This window comes from Aminicella lysinilytica (genome assembly GCF_004362975.1).
Classification (GTDB): domain Bacteria; phylum Bacillota; class Clostridia; order Peptostreptococcales; family Anaerovoracaceae; genus Aminicella; species Aminicella lysinilytica.
In genome coordinates this window covers 1-24,222 of sequence record NZ_SNXO01000029.1, presented here as the reverse complement: position 1 = coordinate 24,222, position 24,222 = coordinate 1, and the positions used below count along the sequence as shown (strand labels likewise).

Sequence of the window (24,222 nt, the reverse complement as noted above, 5' to 3'; positions counted from 1 at the left end):
TAAAATAGTGTTAAATATTGTCTCTGTTCACTTTTTCACAAGCGCACGCACCAGAGGCGATTTAGCATCCTTGCTCCGTGGGCGTGCACTTGGGAGACCTAACCCGACGAAGGATGAGTCGCTGGTAGGTCCCCTGTCAGAAGTGCAGGAGCTTGCTCCGTGGCACTTCACGGCTCGTGTTCGAATCGCTACCATTCTATGTGCACCACTAAAAAACCCCTTCCTCTCGGAAAGGGTTTTTAGTGGTGCACCAGAGGCGATTCGAACACCCGACGCACGGTTTAGGAAACCGACGCTCTATCCCCTGAGCTACTGGTGCAGGGTATTTACGGGCCGGCGTGATATCTGGAAAGGCGAGGCGCATATTGCTGACCTCATGGTTCTTCACGGATTTTCGCAGGTCCTTGTCTATAATATCATTATTAGAGGTAAATTTCAATCAAAAATTGGTAAATTAATGGTTGATAAGAGTTGCGTTATATAGTACAATTAAGTCGAACTTTGTTAGAAAGTTAACAAATGCGACGGTCGGCGCCGCGGAAGGCCTCTATTGCCGGAGACGTAAACGCCAGAACAGCTATCGCAAACAGTATTATATAATGAAAGGAATTCTTTATGTATAAGGTTTCAGCACTGGCAGAAGAATATAAGAAAAAGTTAATAACGGCTGATGACGCGGCCGCCATGGTCCGCCCTGGAGACAAGATCCACTACGGTCTTGGCTGCGGCGCCGTAGTTGACATAGACGAGGCTCTGGCTCGCAGAGCGGATGAACTGCAGGGAGTAGAAATACTCAGCACTGTCACCATCAGGAACAAACCCTTTGCGGTATATACCGCCACAGAATCCAACGATCAGGTGAAGTTCGCGTCGGCACATTTCAGTTCCTTCGACAGGATGATGTGCAAGGATGGCAGATGCTGGTACATTCCCATGCTGTTCAGCGAGTTGCCTCTGTACTGGAAGAATAACACCTCGGGCATAGACATCGCCATGTTCCAGGTAGCTCCTATGGACAGTCATGGAAACTTCAATCTGGGACCTCAGGTTGCTGATATGTGGGGCGTTATCAAGGCCGCCAAGAAGATAATAGTAGAAGTTAACGAGAATATGCCTATAGCTCTGGGACATCAAACCCAGCTCAATCTCTACGGAATTGATTACGTGGTAGAGGGCTCCAACACCACGCTGGCGGAACTGCCTGATAAACCTGCAACCAAGATCGACAAGATGGTCGCGTCTCACGTCGTTGAGAGGATCAAGAGTCATAGTACATTGCAGCTCGGTATAGGCAGTTTGCCATCAGCCATAGGCAAAATGCTGGCGGAGTCTGACATCAGAAACATCAACGCTCACACGGAGATGTTCGTAGATGCATATGTCGACCTTTTCGAGGCAGGCAAACTCACGGGCAATAAGAACGTGGACAAAGGAAAGGCTCTGTACACATTCGCGGGCGGATCTCAGAAACTCTATGATTTCATAGACAACAATCCGATCTGCTGCAACGCTCCGGTTAACTACGTTAATAATGTAAACATAATTTCAAGTATAGAGAACTTCGTTTCAGTAAACAGCTGTATCCAGGTGGATCTCTACGGGCAGGTTTGCTCTGAATCCGTGGGGCACCAGCAGATCAGCGGTACCGGCGGGCAACTGGACTTCGTAATGGGAGCATATCAGTCCAAGGGCGGACACAGCTTCATCTGCACGCCGTCGACCAGGACAATGCCTGACGGTTCTGTGGAATCTCTGATCACGCCTATGCTGACTCCTGGAGCCATAGTTACGACGCCGAGAATGGCCACCAACTATATCGTAACAGAGTACGGCGCCGCCGACCTGAAGGGCAAGTCTACATGGGAGAGGGCAGAGTTGCTGATCAACATAGCCCATCCTGACTTCAGAGAGGATCTGATCAAAAATGCTGAGAAGATGGGTATCTGGAAATATTCGAGTAAGACCTCACTGTAAAGACTACGACCCGTTGCGGGAAAGCAGCGGGTCCTTTTTTCGCCATCATTCCAAGGCTCCCCTTGAAAACCGACGGCTATAATGCTATAATTTTTATGTATTTCTATAATATTGGAGGAGAACTATGACTTCAGATAATAATATTTACACCAGCCCTCTTTCGGAAAGGTACCCGAGTCCGGAGATGAAATATCTGTTTTCGCCGGAAATGAAGTTCAGGACCTGGAGGAAGCTCTGGATCGCTCTGGCAGAATCAGAGAAGGAACTGGGCCTGGATATAACTCAGGATCAGATAGATGAGCTGAAGGCTCATGCTGACGACATCAACTATGATGTGGCCAAGGCCAGAGAGAAGGAAGTGAGACATGATGTAATGTCTCATGTTTATGCCTACGGGGTCCAATGCCCTAAGGCAAAGGGAATAATACATCTGGGAGCGACCTCATGCTATGTTGGCGACAATACCGACATCATAGTCATGTCAGAGGCTCTCAGAGAAATAAGGAAAAAACTGATAAATGCTATAGATCAGCTGGCAAAGTTTGCCGAGGAATACAAGGCTCTGCCTTGTCTGGCTTTTACGCACTACCAGGCAGCTCAGCCGACCACTGTCGGCAAGCGCGCTACTCTATGGCTCAACGATCTTGTTATGGATCTTGGAGATCTGGACTACGTCCTCAGCACTATGAAACTGCTGGGTTCCAAGGGGACCACCGGCACGCAGGCTTCATTCATGGAGCTTTTCAACGGTGACGAGGCTAAATGCGTAGAACTGGACCAGAAGATCGCTGACAAGATGGGTTTTGCTGCCTGCTATCCTGTATCAGGTCAGACATATTCCAGAAAGGTCGACAGCCGCGTGCTGAATGTCCTGGCCGGCATAGCCCAGTCAGCACATAAATTCAGCAACGACATCAGACTCCTTCAGCATATGAAGGAAGTCGAAGAACCTTTTGAGAAAAACCAGATCGGTTCGTCAGCCATGGCCTACAAGCGCAACCCAATGAGATCCGAGCGTATGGCATCCCTGGCCAACTACGTTATGAGCGATGCCATGAATCCGCAGCTCACAGCGGCGACCCAGTGGTTCGAGCGGACCCTGGACGATTCAGCCAATAAGAGGATAAGTGTCAGCGAGGCCTTCCTGGCCACTGACGGTATCCTTGAACTATATATCAATATTTCCAACGGCCTTGTGGTTTATCCTAAGGTGATAGAAGCCCACCTGATGGCGGAGCTTCCCTTCATGGCCACGGAAAATATCATGATGGACGCCGTGAAAGCAGGCGGCGACAGACAGGAACTCCATGAGCGCATCAGAGAGCTGTCCATGGAGGCCGGTAAAGCAGTTAAAGAAGAAGGAAAGCCTAACGATCTTCTGGATCGCATCGCGGCGGACCCGACCTTTAATATAAGCAAAGAGGCTTTACAGAAGGTTATGAAGCCAGAGAATTACATCGGAAGATCTGTTCATCAGACTACTGAGTTTCTAAACGGGGTCATAAAGCCTATTCTATCAGCTAATGCGGACCAGCTTGGTCTCACGGCTGATATCAACGTATAGGAGGTATATTATGATCAAAGCAATTGTAGGCGCCAACTGGGGCGATGAGGGCAAGGGAAAAATCACAGACACCCTGGCCAAGGAATCGGACATAGTCGTCAGGTTTCAGGGCGGAAGCAACGCCGGCCACACTATCAAGAACGAGTACGGCAAATTCCCTCTCCACATGCTGCCATCAGGCGTTTTCTACAGCCATGTCACCTGTGTGCTGGGAGACGGCGTTGCCTTGAACATACCTAAGCTTTTGGAAGAAATCAAAGGCATCGTCGACAAAGGCGTGCCGCAGCCGAAGCTTCTGGTATCGGACAGAGCGCACATCGTCATGCCATATCACATTTTGTTAGACACTTATGAGGAAGCAAGGCTTGCCGGTAAGTCCTTCGGGTCCACCAAGGCCGGCATCGCTCCATGCTACTCGGACAAATACGCCAAGATCGGTTTCCAGGTCAACGAGTTGTTTATGGACGAGAAGGCGCTTCGGGAGCGCATTGAAAACGTGTGCACTCTGAAGAACACTCTCATCAAGCATCTCTATCATCAGCCGGAACTGGTTCCTGACGAGATCTACAACACGATGATGGAATACAAGGAAATGATCAAACCATATGTGGCCAATACCGACGCATTCCTGCACAAGGCTGTTGCCGACGGCAAGAATATTCTGCTGGAAGGCCAGCTGGGCGCAATGAAGGACATCGATCACGGCATCTACCCGATGGTCACGTCATCGAACACTATCGCGGCTTACGGTGCTGCAGGCGCCGGCATCCCGCCTTACGCTATCAATGAGGTAATAGCTGTAACCAAGGCTTACTCGTCGTCAGTCGGCGCGGGAGCTTTCGTCAGCGAGATTTTCGGCGATGAAGCAGAAGAGCTTCGCAAGCGCGGCGGTGACGGCGGCGAATACGGCGCAACGACAGGAAGGCCTCGTCGTGTAGGCTGGTATGACTGCGTGGCGTCCAGGTACGGCTGCAAAGTCCAGGGCGCGACTCAGGTGGCGCTGACGGTGCTGGATCCTCTGGGGTATCTTGATGAGATCCCTATGTGCGTCGGCTATGATATCGACGGTGAGGAGCATCAGGATTTCCCGAACACAACGTATTTATATAGAGCAAAACCAATCCTGAAGAAAATGCCCGGCTGGAAAAGCGATATAACCGGCATCAGGAAGTTCGAGGATCTGCCTCAGGCCTGCCAGGACTATGTGAATGAAATCGAGCGCCAGATACAGTGCCCGATCACAATGGTCTCCAACGGACCTGCCAGAGAAGACATCATCCCACGCAAGCCTTTGATATAGGCAAGCACGAGCCTGCCGCGGCCACGCAGAAGGGCCGCGACCAGCAAGCTGCACAGCCGCTGAAACGGCCGCGCAAGCTACATTTTGTTAATAATACTGTAAAAGTATAATATAGAAAGAAGGTACAATCATGTATAAAGAAGCAATCAGACCTGCTTGGGCTGAAATCAATCTCAGTAATTTCGAGTACAATGTACAGCAGATCCAGGCTAAGATGGGCGCAGCCGAGGGCAGGGAGTTCATCGGCGTCATCAAAGCCGATGCTTACGGCCACGGCGCCATTCAGTGCGCCCAGGTATTGCGCGACAACGGAGTCAAAACCTTTGCTATCGCAACGCTTCACGAGGCTATCGCTCTGAGGAACGCAGGCGCAAAGGAAAGAATAATCATCCTCGGCCTGACGCCTGATATGTATGCGGACACTCTTGCCAAGTATGACATTACGCCTGTCGTTGACAATGCGGACAATGCCAAGGCTATCAACGATGCTGCAGCATCAATGAACAAAACTCTTGATTGCCTGCTTGCAGTTGATACTGGCATGGGCAGGATCGGCTATCTGGCTGACGACACGGATTTCGCAATTTCCGATGTTCGCAGGATCGCCGCTCTTCCTAATCTGAAGATCTTCGGCATGTTCTCTCATATGTCAACTGCTGATTGTGTTGATAAGACTTATTCTCATCAGCAGGAAGCCAAGTTCAACAATTTCTACAAGGCTCTTACTGATGCAGGTATTGAGATCCCGTTCAGGACTCTTGCAAACAGCGCTTCTATCATGGAGATCCCAAGTGTTCTCTTCGATGGCTGCCGCCCGGGAATCATTCTCTATGGATGCTATCCGTCGCACGAGGTCGATCCGGCTCAGCTTTCATTGAAGCCGGTAATGTCGGTAAAGGCGAACATCGTTCATCTGAAGTTCGTACCGTCTAATTTCTCAGTAGGCTATGGCAGAAAATACATTTCTGAAAAGCCTGCAACTATAGCGACTATCGGTCTCGGATATGCAGATGGCTATCCTCGTCCATATTCTGCTAATGCCAAGGTCATCGTAAACGGAGTTGTTTGCCCGATTGCAGGAAACATCTGTATGGACCAGTGCATGATAGATGTAAGTAACGTACCAAATGTCAACGTAGGAGACGAGGTTATAGTAATGGGTTCCGACGGAACTAATTCCATTACAGCAGACGATATTGCTGACGCAACAGGAACGATCAACTACGAGATCACCTGTGCATTCGGACAGAGGTTACCAAAGGTTTATGTCAAATAAAGCAAATAAAACCCCCTTGTGGGAAGTAGTGCTGGATATGGTGCTGATATTCGTCAGTGGCCTGGGCGCCCTAGCAATGATGATTTTCATTCTAAACGGCACCCTCACTAATAAATTCTGGGTGATGTTCGTGATTCTCGTTTTCCTCTGCTTGTCAGGTGTTTGGGACCTGTCAACCAGCGAAGACAGATATAAGAAGAAGGATGCTCCTGCAAAGAAAGCTCCTGTCGCACCGACTCACCAACCGGCTAAGAAGAAAAAGAAAAAGAACGCCGGCGGATATAAAGTCCAGAAGAAGCACAAGTAAATATTCATGGAGCAAAAGGGGAGCCGCCAGTTGGCTCGCCTTTTGAGTTATTGTCACCTTTCACAAATTTTTCGTGGAATTGTCACCCTCAAGTGATATGTCCTCCCTTCCGATGCCTGCTAAAGCATGTTGCCTATTGTTCCATCAATGGTACCTTTATGCACAGGTCTATGCATAGCTGCTAATTTGCGTGTAAGTAAGTAATTGCAATATTCACAGGCTGAGGCATATCCAAAATCCATATATGATACGGGGAAGTTAGAGCAACAAAAATGTGTTTGGAGAATATTCTGGTGTTTGGAAAATGAATATTTCCCTCCCGTGCATCGCGGGCCTGAGCCCTTTGGGTAAGCTCGCCCGCGAACACGAGAAGTGTGGGAATGTCCTCCACTATTTGGGTGAAAGTCTTCCTATACTGGGTTGAAAATCCTCCGCGCACGTATTGGCCCAATATCCAGGATTATGTGTACATTCCAGTGGTCGGGATTATGCATAAACTTATGCATAAAGGTACCATTGATGGAACAATACCCAACTACTACACCCAAGCTATCGGCCAGGTCAATCCGCCTTGAATACAGATCGAGCGCCGCAGGACCTTTCCGGTCCACACGACGCTCGCTCGATGTATCTGTAATAGTTAATTAAATGCTTGTTTTTTCCCGTAGCTCGCACACGCGGGATGCTCTTATTTCCTGGCGGTTTCACCTGCCAGCAACTTTATTTCCTGGCGTCCTTTACTAACTGAGCGCCAAGATGCATAGCCTTTTTGTTCATTTCCTCAGTCCCCTTAGGAATGTGGTTCACTACAGCCTCCTCCAGAGACTTGACTGAAGCGATCTGCAGAGCCTCATTGACAGCTCCGACAGAAATGATATTAGCAGCCATTTTGTTCTTGATGACCTCGTTAGCCGACTTTATAATAGGCAGCTTCAGGACTTCGTGCTTGGCGTAGAGGCGCTCCGGCACATTGATTTCCTCGTCTACCACGATCACTGTGTCAGGCGCGATCTTCTTCACATACTTGTCGAAGGAAACCTGTGTCAGCGAAAGCAGAAGCGATGGCAACTCAACCTTAGTATAAGTGATCTTCTTATCATCTATGATTGTTTCAGCCTTGCACATTCCGCCTCTAGCCTCAGGTCCGTAAGACTGAGACTGGGCAACCTGCTTCCCATCCAGGAATGCGGCCTCCGCGATTATGATAGTTCCCAGAATAACACCCTGACCACCGGAACCGGTGAAACGTAATTGTTCTTTAGCCATTATTTGTCACCTCCAGCTTTCTTGATGATCTTATCATATTCATCGCAGTACTCAGGTCTGCTTGCGTCCTTATGCATCTCGCCAAGGATGATTTTGCCCTCCAGATCCTTAGGCTCCATTTTGGCAGCCTTCTTGATGTCTATGCAATTATCCTCCTGCCAGTGCATCATCTGCACCGCACTGCCCTTTTTGTTCTTGCGTCCGTAATATGTCGGGCAAATGCTGACGCCTTCGATTACAGAGAACCCATGATGCTTGATGCCGTCTTCGATGAGTTTGACCATCTGAGGAACATGGAAGCAGTCGCCTCTGCCTGTAAATGTTGCGCCGGCAGCTTCTGAAAGCTTAGGAATGTCGAAATCTCCATCGATGTTTCCGTAAGGAGCAGTAGTTCCCTTCTCGCCTGTCGGCGTAGTTGGTGAATACTGTCCGCCTGTCATTCCGTAAATGCTGTTGTTGAATACAACTACAGTAAGATCTATGTTTCTTCTGGCGGCGTGGATCAGATGATTTCCGCCTATAGCCGTAGCATCGCCGTCGCCGGTGATCACTATGACATGCATTTCAGGCTTAGCCATTTTGATACCCGTAGCAAAGGCAATAGCCCTGCCGTGAGTAGTATGTAATGTGTTATAATTCATGTATCCTGCAGCACGGGATGAACATCCGATACCGCTGACAATAGTTACTTCCTCCTGAGGAAGCCCCAGGTTAGAAATTGCCTGGCAGACGTCTCTCATAAGTATGCCGTGACCGCAGCCCGGGCACCAGATATGAGGAAGCCTCCTGGTACGCATGGTTTCTTCTACTAATTTACTTGGCATCTTACTCTTCCCCCTCTTCTATATTTCTTACAATTTCATCCGGAGTGATAGTCGTGCCGTTTACCTTACCGATAAACTCTACCTTAGTGTCTCCCTTGATGATACCCTGTACTGTGAGCAGTACCTGGCCATAGTTGTGCTCTACGACTATGAGCCTCTTCAGCTGCTTAGCTCTTTCGATGAGCTCGTGCTCAGGGAATGGCCACAAAGTGATAGGACGGAACATGCCGACATTATATCCCATGTCTCTGGCTTTCTCGATGGCGCCTTCAACGGCTCTCGTGGTTCCGCCGTAGCAGACGATACCGATGTCTGCGTCTTCCATCTGCTGTTCTTCATATTCAAGGATACCGCTGTATTTATAAACCTTGATCTTCTCCATGATCCTGCTGTTTTCCTCACCGGCGATCTCGTTATCGTTAGTCGGGAAGCCTGCCTCATCATGGAACAGTCCTGTAATGTTATACAGATGTCCGTCTCCGAAGGAAGTCATATGTGGAACATACTGTCCCTCGCCAAAGGCGTAAGGCATGGAATTGATCATGTTGGTATTTCTGTTATGTATCTCAAGTTCCTCTGTTGGGATCAGCTCGCAGCCTTCTCTCATGTGGCCGACGATCTCGTCCATCAAAAGGATAACTGGTGTTCTGAATCTTTCTGACAGGTTGAAGGCTCTTACAGTCTGATTGTAAGTGTCCTGAACCGAACTTGGGCAAATGGCGATTACAGGATGGTCTCCGTGAGTGCCCCATTTAGCCTGCATTACATCTCCCTGTGAAGGTGATGTTGGAAGCCCTGTCGAAGGGCCTGAACGCATTACATCTACAATTACGATAGGAATTTCTGCGATTGTCGCATACCCTATATTTTCCTGCTTAAGAGAAAATCCCGGGCCGGAAGTAGCCGTCATGGACTTGGTTCCTGCTACGGAAGCACCTAAGGCCGCAGCGATACCTGCGATCTCGTCTTCCATCTGTACGAATTTTCCGCCGACCTGCGGAAGTCTCAGTGCGCTTCTCTCAGCTATTTCAGTTGAAGGAGTGATAGGATATCCCGAATAAAATCTCATTCCGGCGGCAATAGCTCCTTCTACACAAGCCTCATTGCCCTGCAGGAGCTGAAATCTTTTCTGTTTATTATTTGGCATTTCTAGTCCTCCTCCGTTTCTATCCAGATGGCGTAGTCAGGACAACGCTGTTCGCATAGTCCGCAACAAATACAGTCGTCAGGATTTTCTACAACAACTTTCTCGTGCTTGATACTAAGCACTTTCTTAGGACACCACTCCACACAGTAGCCGCAGCCCTTGCACCACTTCGGCTCTGTAAGCAGTTTCTTTCCCTTTTTCATTATATCCACCTCTTAAAGTTAATTGAAAAATTAATTTATCTTCTATGATAATAGCACACATTTTTTGCAGGAAAGGATAAATACAATTAAAATACGATTATACATTGCGAAACTATTTACTCCGTTAAAGTATTGAATTTTCAACGATTATATATGCCGATACCTGTACATTCAGACAACAAAAAAGGGCAGCACCTTCTTTGGCTGTCCTTTAGTCAGTATGAGCTTTTCGAATCATGTGACAGGCGATCCTTATGCGCTGCACCGGTTGGACGGTGAAAGCGCAATCGCCGGGATCAAGTGGAGGATTAGGTCCGCCTGAGTACTGCCTGATTGCGTATGTGCAATAGTTGCGACCCTGTTAGAGAAGGTCGGGCGGTCTCACTGTGATCTATCATCCTATCAAATCACAAAACCCTTGTTTAAAGTTCTTTACTGCTCTTGTTAAAAAATAATCAATTTCTTTATCTATGTTATAACACTGAATATTCAACGTGTCAATGGTTTTGATAAATAAATAACGATTATCTGTGGTTTTTTTCAAGTACAATCTGCGGATGGCTCCAAGTTGCGGGCTAGAAGCCCGGCCGATGCCTATGCAGGCACCCTTTACAGGGTCAGCTCCCCTCGCAGATCTTCCTCCATTTCCACCTTGACTCTGTCCCTGTTGTAGCCCTTGCTGAAGAGATAGTAGAGTTTGGCAACGGCTGCCTCTGTGGTCATATTGAAGCCGCTTACAGCTCCGGCCCGCGTCAGGGCGGCGCTGACCTCGTAGGCCCCCAGCCTCACTGTCCCCTGAGGACATTGGGAACAGACCACAACTATAGTACCGTTGTCGAAGGCCCGCTTGATCATAGGCAGCAGAGCGTCGTCGTAATTTGGGATATTACCCGTGCCGAAGGTCTCCAGAACTATGCCGTTTAGGCCCTCGGTCATAATAGGCTCGAAAAGCTGGAACTGTATGCCCGGGAAAACCTTGATAACGCCGATAGACGTCTCCCTGAACTCCGCCAGATGAAACTCCCCGGCAGAAAGCCCGCCAAGTACCCTTTTGTTATATCTGATGTCGATGCCGGCCTCGGCCAGAAGCGGATAGTTAGGCGAATCGAAAGCGATGAGCCCGTCAGCGGAGGCCTTGGTGGCGCGGTTGCCACGGATAAGCCGGCCGCCGAAGTACAGGCAGACCTCACAGGCTTTGCCTTCGCCGGCGATGAGTATGGATGTGATGAGATTGTCCCTGGCGTCGCTTCTCAGGCGACAAAGGGGTATCTGTGAGCCTGTCAGGATCACGGGTTTGTCCAGGCCCTCCAGCATGAATGACAGGGCCGACGCCGTGTAGGCCATGGTGTCCGTGCCGTGTAAGACCACGAAGCCGTCGTAACTGTCGTAGTTGTCTCTGATGACCCGGCCGATCTGATTCCACTGATCCACTGCTATGTTGGATGAGTCCAGCAAAGGGTCGAACTCTATGAGATCCCAGGCGGGCATGCCTTCCGCAGACAGGTCATCGATACCTGCCAGAGCGGCGGCAAAGCTCCCGGCCTCCGGCGCGTATCCCTGATCTGTCGGCACCATTCCGATAGTGCCCCCTGTGTAAATTATGCATATTTTCTTCATATTATTTCCCTCTCGTCTTTTATAACCGTTGATATTATACCATAAAATCGTTATAATAGGCACATAAAGGGGGTAAGCTATAATGTTCTTAACACCATGGCAGAAAGAATGGAATTACGTATTACGCCAGGAGTATGAATTTCTGCGCAAAGGTCGATTCAAGAAGGATTCTGTCCTAAACGGTCTCGTTGCGGACAAGGTTCCCGACGGCCTGCAGAACACCCTGGACAAAGCATTTTCCAAGGCCTTCGAGATCATCTTCGAGAAGGGCACCGGCGTAATAGAGAAGACATATAATAAGAAGGGTATAGAGGAGCAGTTCCAGACCAACGAGAACAACGCCAAGGACAGGGATGACCGCAATTCTCTGCGGCTCTTCTCCCGTAAGGCAGCCAACTCCGGCAACAAGAACCTGATTTTTTCCGGAGTGGAAGGCATAGGCCTGGGCGCCCTGGGCATCGGTCTGCCGGATATTCCGCTGTTCACGGCCATGATACTGAAAAGCGTTTACGAAGTTGCTCTGCACTTCGGCTATACATATACGGAAACTGAGGAGAAGTATTTCATCCTCAGGCTCATTCAGTGCGCCCTGGCTCACGGCAAGGAACTTGACAGTTTCAACGACGAACTCAACGGCTTCATCGAAGACGGCGTCCTGCCGAAAGGTTACAGTGAGTCAGAACAGATACGTGCCACGGCCGCCACCATGTCGTCAGAACTTTTGTACATGAAATTCCTGCAGGGCCTGCCTGTAGTTGGCGCAGTGGGCGGTGCCTACGACGTCATATACATGCAGAAGGTACAGAAATTTGCCCGCATCAAGTACCACCGCAGATTTTTGTTCGACAGGGCCGACGAAAAAATCAAGCCAACCATAGTCGAAGGACCTAAGTCAAAGGGTGGCCACGGTCCGGGCTTTGATCCAGACGATGGTCCTGCCACAGCCTGAGCAATTCCCGCGTAAACCCTCGCGGTTTACACAGGTTTAACACAACCATGGTATAACATTTCACTTAAACACGATAGAATAATAGTCAGAAGGGAGATTTAATGGAAAAATTAAGAGAAAAAAAAGGCTTCATATGCGATATGGACGGCGTCATCTATCACGGTTCCACTTTGCTGCCCGGCGTCAGCAAATTCGTAGACTGGCTGTATAAGGAGGACAAAGAATTTCTGTTTCTGACTAACAGCAGCGCCCGTACGCCACTGGAACTGAAGCTGAAGCTCCACGATATGGGCCTGGATGTAGACGAAAGCCACTTCTACACCAGCGCTCAGGCTACGGCGAAATTCGTGGCTCAGCAGGAGCACCACTGCAGCGCCTATGTCATCGGCCAGCCGGGCCTGGTAGGTGCTCTATACGAGGCCGGGGTAGTCATTTCCGACAAAGACCCAGACTACGTCATCGTCGGCGAGGTATCCAATTACAATTACGAGACTATATGCAAGGCTGTGTCTCTGGTCCTTAGCGGTTCCAAGCTCATCGGCACCAACTCGGATCTGACCGGCCCTACGGATCACGGCCTGGCTCCGTCATGCAGAGCGCTGATAGCACCCATCGAACTGGCCACAGGCAGAAACGCCTACTTCATAGGCAAGCCTAATCCGCTCATGATGCGGACGGGTCTCAAGCGCCTGGGCGTCCATTCTGCAGAAGCCGCTATGATAGGCGACAGAATGGATACAGACATCGTCGCCGGAATTGAAACCGGCCTTGACACTGTTCTGGTCCTGTCCGGCGTCACATCCCGCACAGACATCGACAGCTTCCCATACCGGCCGCGGCTGGTTTTAAATGGAGTTGGTGACATACCCGATACAAAAATATGATATAATGTATCCGGAGGCATCAACATGAGCAATACGAAAATATTTTACAATGGTGATTTTCATACTATGAACAAAGAAAGACCCGGAGCTGAGGCTATGGCCTGCCGCGAAGGCGTCATTATTGGCGTGGGCAAAATGTACGACCTGGCAGATCTGGCGAAGGACGCAGAGCTGGTCGACCTGAAGGGCGGCTACGTTTTCCCGGGCTTTATCGATACATACAGCGCGCCGGGGCTGGCAGCTTTCACGGCTGCCGCCGAAGCTGAGGAAGACTACGAGGCCGATGACAGAAGCCAATGGCTGAAAGACTGCCGCGACTATCTATACGACAAAGGCGTGGCTACTCTTTGTGTCCACGGAGCCAATACCTGGTTCCCGGTAGCCACGGAAGGCCCTGATCACAAGGCCCAGCATGACGACTCAGAACGCCCGCAGATGCGCGTCCTGGAAAACATCAGCTACAGGACAGATTTTGAGCGGGACATTTCGGAAGACTATTACGACGGCATCCTCGGAAGCCCCGACAGCACATTCCTGCTGTTCAGCCCTGTCTGCGACGACAGCTCCAGCGTTCACGATGCTGTGGCCAGACTCACATGGCAGGCCGCGGAGAATATCGGCAGGGAAGACCTGGGCATTCTGGACCCGGGCAAACGCGCCGACCTGACAGTCTTCGACATCAATCCTTTTGAAAACGACATGCACACCTTCCAACGGATCCACGCATCTATGATCATCGTCGACGGTGAAGTCGTCTACGACGAAGAGGAAGCTGCTAAGGAAGAGTGGTACGATTTGCTGGTAACTCAGATGTTTTAGTGGTACAATACCTGTGAACGAATTTTAGAATAGGGGAATAGAGTAATGAAAAAGAAAATAATATCACTGGCGCTGATCTGCCTGCTGACCGTAAGCCTGGCCATGGTCGTGTCGGGATGCGGCAAGAAGAAGGAAGCTAAAGTTGAGAATCCCATACAGATAACTATAAACATCAACTATCCTTCAGCCGCCAAACTGAATAAACTGGAGAATATCAACTTCAGGGTGGAAAAGAAATCTACTGTCATGGAGGCTATGCAGCTCTTCTGCAATGTCAACGAGATCTCACTGCAGGTGGATACCACAAGCAATGTCATCGAGGGCATAAGCGATGTAAAGAACGGGGACTATAACAGCAAGTATGTATGGAAGTATAAAATCAACGGGAAAGCTTGTAATACCAACGCTTCGGAGAAGGTACTGAAGAGCTCTGACTCCCTGACCTGGTACTACGCCAGTAAGTAAAGATGTGAGTCAGAAATTGAAGTGAGCATATGTTCAGAATTGCTTCAGCAAAATTGATAATAAGCTCATTTCTTCACACAATCTACACACAGGTCTTATATAATAACAGTGTTCAATCGAGTTTGGTATTATTATTAATACCAACTTTCCTTCTTTTATTGAATACACACACTTTCAGGAAGAGAGCTTCATCAGCAGATGAAGTTCTTTTTCTTTGTGTCGGCCGGGACTGGGGACGGTAAGGCGAGTAAAAAGGACAGACTTAAAAACAGGGTATGTCGTATTATGACATGCCCTGTTTTAGTAGCCTTCGGTTTGCTGTTCTAGTCTTGTATCTTGTAAATCACTTCGGCTCGTTTCTTGGAGCAGTCCAGGTGATCGCCCATGGCCTGCTTGGCCAGTTCCACATCACCACTCTTGATTGCCTCAAGTATAGCCTTATGTTCGGTCAGGATCTGCCTCATGTAATCCTTCTCATAGAAGACAGACTTGCGGGTCTGTTCGATGTACTCCTTGTAGGAGCGCAGAACCTGTGCCATGAATCGGCTTCCCGTGGCATTATAGATAATGTCGTGGAAATCCTTATTGATGGCAAGGACCTTCTTGGCCTCACCGCGCCTGGTATAGAATTCCATCAGATCACACTGATCCTCAAGCTGACCGATTTCTTCCGGAGTAATACGATCCACTGCCCATTCAACTGACAGTATCTCCAATGCCTTACGTACCGCATATATATCTTCTATATCACGGCGGGTAAACCCTTTGGCGAAACAACCCCGGTTAGGCTTATATTCAATAAGTCCCTCGTTTTCCAGGATCTTGAATGCCTCACGTATAGGCGTTCTGCTGACTCTGAGTTCTGTTGCTATCTGATTTTCCTTGATCTTCTCTCCAATTTTATATTCTCCCTTGAGGACGCGATCCCTGATAATATCAGCGATCTCGTCCGTCAGGGAAAATGAACCGGAGTATTTGTTCCCCTCAGTCATTTATTACTCCTTAAATATTCTCTCTCAATTACAGAATGTGATTCTCCAGTACCTGCTTGTGGAAGTCGAAGTCTACAAGCTGCATATAGTACTGAGCTGTGTCTGTCAGAGCTTTCATCGGGCAAAGTCCGATAATCTCTGTCTTAGTTACATGAACTCCGTATCTTGCTGCCTCGAACTTTACAGCCTCAATTACTCTGTAAAGCGGAGTCTGTTCGAAGTTAGTCATATTGCAGGAAACCTGAGCTGTAACTGCTCCTGTCTCCTCGTCCTCGATCTCGAAGCCCATGGATTTGACGCATTTGAATCCGCCGTCTTTCTCTCTGATGATCTTGGCGATATTCTTAGCGATCTGTACATCCTCAGTATCAAGGTAAAGGTTGAAAGCTACTAATGGTGGTCTTGCTCCAACTGCTGTGACTCCTGCTGTCGGATGGATCTTCCTTCCGCCGAAATCAGGCTCCCAGTCAGGCTCCTGGACCTTCTCAGCCATGCCCTCAAACTGTCCTTTTCTGATCTTGACCAGATTCTGTCTCTCAGGTCTTGATGCAGATTCCTCATAAAGGAATACAGGTACTCCGGCTTCATCAGCAATTCTCTTACCAACTACCTTAGAAAGCTCGATGCAGTCTTCTGTAGTGCAGTCCTTGATCGGAAGGAATGGCATTACGTCAACTGCTCCCATTCTAGGGTGCTCACCTTCGTGATGGTTCAGGTCGATAAGCTCTGCGGCCTTCTTTACCAGTTTGATGCTGGCTTCCTCAACAGATTTAGCATCGCCTATGTAGGTGATAACGCTTCTGTTGTGGCTCTCGTCCGACGAATAGTCAAGAAGTGTGCATCCGGCCGTGTTTCTGATCTGGTCTACGCAAGCTTCGATAACATCCGTTCTTCTGCCTTCACTGATGTTTGGAATACTCTCAATAATCTGTGCCATTTTAAATTTCTCCTTTGGTTTATATAAAGATTTCCCTACCAAAATTATTAGTTCGACGCGCTATACGCCAACGCCGATTATAGTGAAGCTTCTACCTTGCCGAAATACTCTTCAGCAATAGCTCCTGCTTCATCATACATCTTTTTGCCTTCTTCTGCAAAGTGTTTTGCCTTAGCTTCGTCCTTTACTCCCGGAAGGTTGATCTTAACATTGAGCCATGCGCCGTAAACGCAAGCCTTAAGATTCAATATTGCAACGCCCAGATCGCTTGCAGCGTTAGGGTTTGATTTGCCTACGATAGTTTTTGCCAGCTGCAGACCTTCATAGCCCAGCTGCATGGTTCTGAAAGGCACCTCCGTCGAAACCAGAGTTCCTGCCTGGATAGCTTTGCTCCTCTCAGCCTTCAGCTCAGGTGTGTCCTTAGGCATCTTGAAAGCGTCCGCTACCAGATTGAATGCCTCTGTATCTTTGTCAACGCCTGCAACGAGTTCCTCGTAAATAGGCATGCCCTTTTCTCTGGCGTTTTTGCAAACATCCTGGAAGTCCGCATACTTTTCCTTGCCGAGAGTCAGGTCAGCAACCATCATGAACAGGCCGCAACCCTGTGCTCCGGCCAGAGCGCTTACTGATCCGCCGCCAGGTGCCGGGGCGTCTGATTTGAGTACGTCCAGGTACTCAGTTACTTTCATATCTACTAATTTCATTTTACTATTTTTCCTTTCTTGATGACCTTAGCGGCCAGATTTGAACAAAAACGATAACATAGCATTTCCATGTCAGGGGCGTCCCAGATGACCAGGTCTCCCTGCTTGCCGACCTCAAGGGTGCCGACTTTATCCCCCCTGTTCAAAGCGCAGGCCGGGTTGATCGTCACGGCCGTCAGCACTTCCTCAGGAAGCAGTCTGTATTTGATGCATGCCAGGTTCATGACGAACTGCAGGTTCAACGAAGGGCATGAGCCCGGGTTGAAGTCTGAAGCCGTCGCTACAGGTATGCCCATCTCTATCATCTTTCTGGCAGGCGCAAAATTCGCTCCCAGATAGAATGACGTTGCAGGCAGACACATGGCGGTGACGCCGCCTTTTGCCATGGATTCCAGGCCTTCCTCGTTGATGGAGATAAGGTGTTCCGCGCTTACAGCGCCCATTTCGCCGGCCAGTTTGGACCCGCCTATAGCCTCGATCTCATCAGCATGGATGCGCAGCAGGAATCCCATGTCCTTGGCTGTCTGCATATATTTCTTACTCTGATCGTAGTTGAATACCGAATCCTCTGTGAAGACGTCGGCGAACTCCGCCAGCTTGTGCTCCTTTACATAAGGAAGCATCTCCTTGCAGATCATGTCGATATATTCGTCTTCTCTGCCTTTGTACTCGTCAGGCGTAGCGTGAGGTCCCATGAATGTCGCGACCATGTCCATGTCATGACTTTCATTGAGTTCGTTTATGACTTCCAGCATCTTGACCTCGTTAGGAAGGTCAAGGCCGTAGCCGCTCTTTGCCTCAGCTGTAGTAACGCCGAATCCCATCATTTCATCCAGGAATCCCGATGTCTTATCCAGGAGTTCCTCTTTGCTGGCCTCTCTGGTGTGCCTTACGGTATCCAGGATGCCGCCGCCGGCCCTGAGGATGTCCAGATAAGTGGCGCCCTTCAGCTTAAGTGGAATTTCATTTTGTCTATAACCGCCGAAAACCATGTGGGTATGCCCGTCTACGAGACCCGGCGTAACCAGCCTGCCTTCGGCATCGATCACTTCATCGGCCTTGCCTGCCGGCAGTTTACCATCAGATGTGATCTCTTTAATAAGGCCGCCCTCTATGAGAATAGCCGCGTTTTTCAATTTCTGATTTTCACCCTGCTCACGGCCCTTATGGCTGTGACTTCCGAGGGGAGTCTGCAGGATGCCTATATTCTTGACTAATAATGCTGTCATAATGATCTCCCTTAAATAGGATAATAACGGGCCGCCCTGAAGCGACCCGCCATATTTACTTGTCCTGATTATTTAACAAATTTGTCTATAGTCTTGTCTACAAGGCCATCGTCTGCCAGGAACGGCAGTGTGATGTGTCCCTGTCCTGCGTAGTTCTTATTATACTCAGCAGCAGTAGAAAGAGCGTGCTCGTTGCGAGCCCAGCTTCTTCTGGCTACTCCGCCCATAACGTCCCACATGATAGCTGACTTGATGATCTCGTCAACTCTCTCGGAGCCGTCCAGCAGCAGACCGAATCCGCCGTTGATAGCTTTGCCGATGCCTACGCCGCCGCCGTTATGAAGTGTGCACAGTGACATACCTCTTGCAGCATTGCCTGCGTAGCACTGAACAGCCATATCAGCCATTACGTTGGAGCCGTCCTTGATGTTGGATGTCTCTCTGAATGGTGAATCCGTTCCGGATACGTCGTGGTGGTCACGTCCCATCATGATAGGACCGCATTTGCCGTCTCTTACCAGCTTGTTGAATGCAAGAGCGATGTCTCTTCTGCCTTCAGCATCCTGATAGAGGATCCTTGCCTGAGTACCTACGACCAGCTTGTTCTTCTTAGCATCTCTGATCCAGATCCAGTTGTCTCTGTCCTGAGCTCTTCTCTTAGGATCGATGCAATCCATAGCAGCCTGATCCGTTGCGTCCAGATCTTCCGGCTTTCCTGACAGGCAAACCCATCTGAAAGGTCCGTATCCATAGTCGAACAGAACAGGTCCCATGATATCCTCAACGTATGAAGGCCAGATGAATCCGTCCTTATCGTCGATTCCGTTCTTGGACATTTCCTTGATTCCGGCGTCATACATAGCCTTCATGAAGGAGTTACCATAGTCGAAGAAGTAACTGCCTGCAGCTGTCAAAGCCTTGATTGCCTTGAAGTGTCTGTGCAGTGTAGCGTCTACTCTCTTGCAGAACTCGTCTCTGTCGTCGTGGAGCATTTCTGTTCTCTCTTCGAATGTCATATCTACCGGGCAGTATCCGCCGCCGTATACGTTATGGCATGAAGTCTGGTCTGACAGAAGATCTATGTGGAAGTTTCTCTTAACTGCTTCCTCAAGCAAATCTACGATGTTGCCCAGGTAAGCTATGGAAATTCCCGTCTTGGATTTGATATGTTCTTCAGCTGTGCTGAATACCTTGTCAAGGTCGGCTGACATTACATCTACCCAGCCCTGGTCAAGTCTCGTCTGTATCCTGGACTCGTCAACCTCGGCAAAGATGCCTACAGCGTTGGCGATATTGGCAGCCTTCGGCTGAGCTCCGCTCATTCCGCCAAGGCCTGATGATACAAAGGTATGTCCTGCCAGGTCTCCCTGCTCAGGTACCCCCAGATATTTTCTGCCTGCGTTGAGGATAGTGTTGAATGTTCCGTGAACGATTCCCTGAGGTCCGATGTACATCCATCCGCCTGCAGTCATCTGTCCATAGTTGGCAACGCCCATCTCTTCAGCAACTTCCCAGTCGTCCATGTTGTCATACTCACCGATCATCAAAGCGTTGGTGATGATGACTCTAGGTGCTGTAGGTTTGGAAGGGAACAATCCTAGAGGATTTCCCGACTCAACGACCAGTGTCTGATCCTCAGTCATCTCTTCCAGATATCTCTTGATCAATCTGTACTGTAACCAGTTCTGGCAAACAGAACCTGTTTCACCGTAAGTTACCAGCTCATAAGGATAAAGGCCAACTTCGAAATCCAGGTTGTTCTCGATCATTACCTGGAAAGCTTTGCCTGCCAGGCATTTGCCCTTATACTCATTGATTGGTTTGCCGTAGATCCTGCCTTCAGGTCTGTATCTGTAAGCATATACTCTACCGCGTGTTGTAAGCTCTTCCATGAATTCCGGAGCCAGCTTCTCATGAAGCTCCTGAGGGACATAACGAAGGGCATTCTTCAATGCTACCTTAGCCTGTGCCTTAGTAAGTCTGAAGCCTCTGTCCGGTGCTCTTCTGATGCCCTCAACGAATTTCGGGTAGTCAGGGTATTCATTACCGAGCTGTATAGTCATTGCTCCTTTTATTTCCTTGTTATCAAGCATGTATTAACGCCTCCTGTATATATTATTATTTAATAGTAACAACTTTTTCTACTGCTTCAAGCAGGCTGTTGTCCTTGATCATCTCGTCGAATTTAACCAGCTCGTCGTGCAGGATAACATCCTGGTCTACTGGATCTGACTTGGTTCTGATGAACTCGTAAGCTGCTCTTGTAGCAGGTGCCAGATTCTCGATCTTGCTCTCGCCGATCTCCTGTCTCAGCCAGATTCCCTGAGCTGCTGATGCGATCTCGATGCCGATGGTCTTCTCAACATTGTCCAGTACCATAGCTGCTGTTCTTGCTGAAGTAGTACCCATGGATACGTGATCCTCCTGATTTCCTGATGAAGGAATCGAATCTACGCAAGCCGGATGGTCATAGATCTTATTCTCTGAAACCATAGAAGCTGCAGCGTACTGAGCGATCATGAAACCTGAGCAGACTCCGCCGTGCTTAGTAAGGAATCCTGGAAGTCCTTCTGAAAGAGCCGGGTTAACCAGTCTCTCGCATCTTCTCTCGGATACGTCGCCAAGTTCTGAAATAGCCATCTTCAGGAAATCGAATGCCAGAGCCATTGGCTGACCGTGGAAGTTTCCTCCTGAGATAACTTCATCATCATCTGCAAATACGATAGGGTTATCAGTAACAGCATTGATTTCCTTGGAAACTACGCCATATACATAAGTGATCGCGTCTCTTGTAGCTCCGTGGATCTGAGGTATGCATCTCAGTGTGTACGGATCCTGTACCTTAGTAGGCTGAACGTCCATAGCGTTCTTGCTTCCGTTAAGAAGTGTAAGCAGGTTGTTAGCTACATCTTTCTGTCCCTGATGTCCACGAAGATCATGGATCTTATGGTCATAAGCCTTAGTGATGCCGTGCAGTGCTTCTGAAGTAAGTGCGCAGGCGATGTCGGCAACCTTCTGCAGATGCATTGCATCCCACAGTACGTTTGTTCCAACTGCTGTCATCATCTGAGTACCATTGTTCAGTGCCAGACCTTCTTTAGCTACCAGCTCTACAGGAGTGATTCCTTCCTTCTTCATAGCTTCTGCTGCAGGTACTGTCTCTCCCTTATATTCAACATTGCCCATGCCTATAAGACCAAGTGCGATGCAGGAAAGCGGTGCCAGGTCTCCGGATGCTCCCAGACTACCTTTGCAAGGAACTACCGGATGAATTCCGGCGTTCAGCATATCTACCATAGTCTGGATAGTTGAAAGCCTGATTCCTGAGAAACCTCTTGACAAAGCATTGCAACGAAGAAGCATAGCTGCTCTTACATATTTCTGCTCATAAGGCTCGCCTAAAGCGCATGTGTGGCTCATGATCAGATTCTTCTGAAGATCAGCTGTCTCATCCTTGGAGATGAACACATTAGCGAACTTTCCGAAACCTGTGGTCAGTCCGTAAATAATAGCGCCTTCATCTAACTTCTTGTCGATATAAGCTCTTGCTTTGTTAACAGCTTTCTGAGCCTCAGGTGCGATCTCAACTTTTTCCATTCCGCGGCAAACGCGAATGACCTCTTCTACAGTAAGGTCTTTTCCATTAATAATTACTGCCATAATAAATCTCTCCTTTTAATAATCATTATGCGATATCATGAATAAATATTACACGCGTACATTATTTTTTAAGTAAGATATATTATACCTTTTTTTACAAAGCAATGCCATATATTTTTGGAAAAAAGTTAAGTATTTGAATGTTTTTAGGTGATTTTGTTTTGTTTTTCTGCCAAAAAATGTTTATTTTTTGTGGCTTTAATTCGCTAAAGTTTTACCACTTTACAATGTATATTTATTAAAAAATCTCCTTTGGTCACCGGGGCATTTCCTGCAAGTGTTCAAAATGCTTGTTTTTTCTGACAATTCCATTCTGCCGGGGTCATTCCGGCGCAAAAAGTACAAAATTTGTCTGCCCTGCGGAGGTTTTTACATAATTATGCAGATTTATCATGCCGGCGTAAAGTTTCTGTGGCAATCTACCTCTACATATAATATAATAGTGACATAACACTATTCAGAGTAAAATAAGAAAGAGGTAGGAAATTGAAATCAGTTCTTAACAGGAAAACTATTATTTCTCTTATGATAGTCTTCGCTATGGCTATGGCCATGGTAGCTTTATCTGCCACAGTATCTCACGCCGCATCAGGCACATACTGGCTGAAGATAAACAAACAGAGAAATGTCATAACAGCATACAAGAAGGTGAGCGGCAAGTGGAAACCTATCCGAGCTATGCTTTGTACTACAGGCGCTGCAAGCACTCCAACACCGTCAGGAACATTTTACGGCGGCTACAAGGCACGCTGGCTGCACATGGTCGACGAGCACGGCGGATCCACCTACGAGCAGTACACAATGCTCGTAAACAGCTCCACTCAGATTTATATACATTCCGTCTGGTACTACAGTCCTAAGCACTCGGCTCAGTCTTCTAAGGAATTCAACAAGCTGGGCAGCCGCGGTTCACATGGCTGTATCCGCACATCGACTATGGACGCCAAATGGATCTATGATCACTGCAAGGTTGGAACCAAGATCACTATTTACAGCAGCAAGAAGTCCGGCGCCCTTGGAAAACCTAAGGCTCTCCACTCCAGTTCCGGCTGGGATCCTACAGATCCGGTCAAAGGCAACCCGCATTTCAATATGCGTAAACCTGTGATCACCATCAGTAAGAGCAAGGCTACCACCGTTCAGTACGGTAAGTCCTACAGCCTGAAGTCCAAGGTTTCCGTCAAGGATCCTAACGCTCTGCAGAATATAACCAGCAGGCTGAAGGTCAGCTCGGTGTATAAATGGAACAGTTCAAGTAAGAAGTGGGTGAAGTCGTCCTTCTCCACCAAGAAGCTTGGCACATATAAGATAGTATATTATGTAAACGATCCGTACAGCACCAAGGCATCTAAAGCCTTCAAGGTCAAGGTAGTAGATACGGCAGCGCCGACTATATCAGTGGCAGCCAATACTGCCAGCAGGAAAGTTACCCTTGGCGGAACCGATGCAGTCAATGCTATCAGCGGCATAACGGCTAAGCAGGCTACAGGCAGCAGGACATCGGCCATCCAGACGACCATCACCGCGCCTGATAAGACAGTGACTAAGGATCTGACTTACGCTGAGGCTAAGGCCTTCACCTTCGATCAGGTCGGAAGATATAAGATCACATACAGCGTAGCCAACAAGTACAATGCGAAAGCAGTAAGCACCAAGTCCATCTATGTTTACTGCCAGTCAACGGTACCTACCCTGACAGGTATGACCTATACCGATGCTGTAGCGGCTGCCAAGACCGCCGGCTTCACAGTCACCAAGGTAGAGGAATATTCCGCTACAGTGGCTTCCGGTATAGTCATCTCCCAGGATGTGACAGCAGGAACCAAGTCATATAAGACAATCACATTGACCGTTTCCAAAGGAACTGATCCTGCCGGAACCGGAGCATAAAGAATTAATTCACACTGAAAGAGGGAGCTGTTCATTACGATATGCCCCCTCTCTATCCAAAGTTATTTGGGGGCTGGAGTTGGGGACAACTCCGGTAAAAACAGTATAATAATCAGAGAGGGGGCTGTCGCATTAACGAATAAGAGATTCGTTAATGACGAGGCCCCTTTTGTATACAAAAAACAAACAAAAAGCAAAATAAAAGCCTGTGTAAC

At 48.5% G+C, this 24,222-nt stretch carries 21 protein-coding genes and 1 tRNA gene; 10 read left to right on the top strand and 12 right to left on the bottom strand.

Annotated elements, in window-relative coordinates:
• Positions 1 to 243: 243 nt before the first annotated feature.
• Positions 244 to 319, bottom strand: a tRNA-Arg gene (locus EV211_RS07960).
• A gap of 296 nt (positions 320 to 615) precedes the next feature.
• On the opposite strand from EV211_RS07960, the gene EV211_RS07955 reads away from it, so the two are divergent.
• From EV211_RS07955 to EV211_RS07935, 5 genes are all read left to right on the top strand, one after another.
• Positions 616 to 1,974 (top strand): acetyl-CoA hydrolase/transferase family protein, encoded by a 1,359-nt coding sequence (locus EV211_RS07955; protein ID WP_133528902.1) that lies wholly within the window; start codon positions 616 to 618, stop codon positions 1,972 to 1,974.
• 124 nt (positions 1,975 to 2,098) lie between these two features.
• A complete protein-coding gene (gene purB, locus EV211_RS07950; protein WP_133528901.1) occupies positions 2,099 to 3,538 on the top strand; it encodes an adenylosuccinate lyase in 1,440 nt (479 codons plus the stop codon).
• A gap of 10 nt (positions 3,539 to 3,548) precedes the next feature.
• A complete protein-coding gene (locus EV211_RS07945; protein WP_133528900.1) occupies positions 3,549 to 4,838 on the top strand; it encodes an adenylosuccinate synthase in 1,290 nt (429 codons plus the stop codon).
• 130 nt (positions 4,839 to 4,968) lie between these two features.
• Entirely contained in the window at positions 4,969 to 6,114 is a 1,146-nt protein-coding gene (alr, locus tag EV211_RS07940; protein WP_133528899.1) for an alanine racemase, read from the top strand.
• Positions 6,104 to 6,421 (top strand): hypothetical protein, encoded by a 318-nt coding sequence (locus EV211_RS07935; RefSeq protein WP_133528898.1) that lies wholly within the window; start codon positions 6,104 to 6,106, stop codon positions 6,419 to 6,421. Before alr ends, EV211_RS07935 begins: the two co-directional genes overlap by 11 nt.
• 720 nt (positions 6,422 to 7,141) lie before the next feature.
• On the opposite strand, the gene EV211_RS07930 is transcribed toward EV211_RS07935, so the two are convergent.
• From EV211_RS07930 to ansA, 5 genes are all read right to left on the bottom strand, one after another.
• The gene (locus EV211_RS07930; RefSeq protein WP_133528897.1) at positions 7,142 to 7,687 is read right to left on the bottom strand and encodes a 2-oxoacid:acceptor oxidoreductase family protein; all 546 of its coding nucleotides are present in this window, start codon (positions 7,685 to 7,687) and stop codon (positions 7,142 to 7,144) included.
• Positions 7,687 to 8,511 (bottom strand): thiamine pyrophosphate-dependent enzyme, encoded by an 825-nt coding sequence (locus EV211_RS07925; protein ID WP_133528896.1) that lies wholly within the window; start codon positions 8,509 to 8,511, stop codon positions 7,687 to 7,689. Before EV211_RS07925 ends, EV211_RS07930 begins: the two co-directional genes overlap by 1 nt.
• 1 nt (position 8,512) lies before the next feature.
• Positions 8,513 to 9,658 (bottom strand): 2-oxoacid:acceptor oxidoreductase subunit alpha, encoded by a 1,146-nt coding sequence (locus EV211_RS07920; RefSeq protein ID WP_133528895.1) that lies wholly within the window; start codon positions 9,656 to 9,658, stop codon positions 8,513 to 8,515.
• Between the two features lie 2 nt (positions 9,659 to 9,660).
• Positions 9,661 to 9,861, bottom strand: a complete 201-nt coding sequence (locus EV211_RS07915) for a 4Fe-4S dicluster domain-containing protein (protein WP_133528894.1) — start codon at positions 9,859 to 9,861, stop codon at positions 9,661 to 9,663.
• 609 nt (positions 9,862 to 10,470) lie between these two features.
• A complete protein-coding gene (gene ansA / locus EV211_RS07910; RefSeq protein WP_133528893.1) occupies positions 10,471 to 11,478 on the bottom strand; it encodes an asparaginase in 1,008 nt (335 codons plus the stop codon).
• An 82-nt stretch (positions 11,479 to 11,560) separates the two neighbouring features.
• Between ansA and EV211_RS07905 the strand changes: the two genes are divergently transcribed.
• The 4 genes from EV211_RS07905 (at position 11,561) to EV211_RS07890 (ending at position 14,595) form a co-directional block, all read left to right on the top strand.
• Positions 11,561 to 12,427, top strand: coding sequence for an EcsC family protein (locus tag EV211_RS07905; protein WP_133528892.1), 867 nt, complete (start codon positions 11,561 to 11,563; stop codon positions 12,425 to 12,427).
• Positions 12,428 to 12,528: 101 nt separating this feature from the next.
• The gene (locus tag EV211_RS07900) at positions 12,529 to 13,311 is read left to right on the top strand and encodes an HAD-IIA family hydrolase (protein WP_133528891.1); all 783 of its coding nucleotides are present in this window, start codon (positions 12,529 to 12,531) and stop codon (positions 13,309 to 13,311) included.
• Positions 13,312 to 13,335: 24 nt separating this feature from the next.
• Entirely contained in the window at positions 13,336 to 14,130 is a 795-nt protein-coding gene (locus EV211_RS07895) for an amidohydrolase family protein (RefSeq protein WP_133528890.1), read from the top strand.
• 45 nt (positions 14,131 to 14,175) lie between these two features.
• Positions 14,176 to 14,595: a DUF4430 domain-containing protein gene (locus EV211_RS07890; RefSeq protein ID WP_133528889.1), complete on the top strand. Its 420-nt coding sequence runs from the start codon at positions 14,176 to 14,178 to the stop codon at positions 14,593 to 14,595.
• A gap of 323 nt (positions 14,596 to 14,918) precedes the next feature.
• Here EV211_RS07890 and EV211_RS07885 read toward each other — a convergent pair whose 3' ends face one another.
• The 6 genes from EV211_RS07885 to hutH form a co-directional block, all read right to left on the bottom strand.
• Positions 14,919 to 15,587, bottom strand: a complete 669-nt coding sequence (locus EV211_RS07885) for a GntR family transcriptional regulator (protein ID WP_133528888.1) — start codon at positions 15,585 to 15,587, stop codon at positions 14,919 to 14,921.
• A gap of 28 nt (positions 15,588 to 15,615) precedes the next feature.
• A complete protein-coding gene (gene ftcD / locus EV211_RS07880; protein WP_133528887.1) occupies positions 15,616 to 16,524 on the bottom strand; it encodes a glutamate formimidoyltransferase in 909 nt (302 codons plus the stop codon).
• A gap of 77 nt (positions 16,525 to 16,601) precedes the next feature.
• On the bottom strand, positions 16,602 to 17,228 hold the full coding sequence (locus tag EV211_RS07875) for a cyclodeaminase/cyclohydrolase family protein (protein WP_133528886.1): 627 nt from the start codon (positions 17,226 to 17,228) through the stop codon (positions 16,602 to 16,604).
• Entirely contained in the window at positions 17,225 to 18,457 is a 1,233-nt protein-coding gene (gene hutI, locus EV211_RS07870; protein ID WP_133528885.1) for an imidazolonepropionase, read from the bottom strand. Before hutI ends, EV211_RS07875 begins: the two co-directional genes overlap by 4 nt.
• Positions 18,458 to 18,525: 68 nt before the next feature.
• Positions 18,526 to 20,550: a urocanate hydratase gene (locus EV211_RS07865; RefSeq protein ID WP_133528884.1), complete on the bottom strand. Its 2,025-nt coding sequence runs from the start codon at positions 20,548 to 20,550 to the stop codon at positions 18,526 to 18,528.
• A 25-nt stretch (positions 20,551 to 20,575) separates the two neighbouring features.
• Positions 20,576 to 22,117: a histidine ammonia-lyase gene (hutH, locus tag EV211_RS07860; RefSeq protein ID WP_330564637.1), complete on the bottom strand. Its 1,542-nt coding sequence runs from the start codon at positions 22,115 to 22,117 to the stop codon at positions 20,576 to 20,578.
• Positions 22,118 to 22,603: 486 nt separating this feature from the next.
• Here hutH and EV211_RS07855 point away from each other — a divergent pair, with 486 nt between their 5' ends.
• Positions 22,604 to 24,007 carry a L,D-transpeptidase family protein gene (locus EV211_RS07855; RefSeq protein ID WP_133528882.1) on the top strand — a complete coding sequence of 468 codons (1,404 nt, stop codon included), beginning with the start codon at positions 22,604 to 22,606 and terminating at the stop codon, positions 24,005 to 24,007.
• Positions 24,008 to 24,222: the final 215 nt, after the last annotated feature.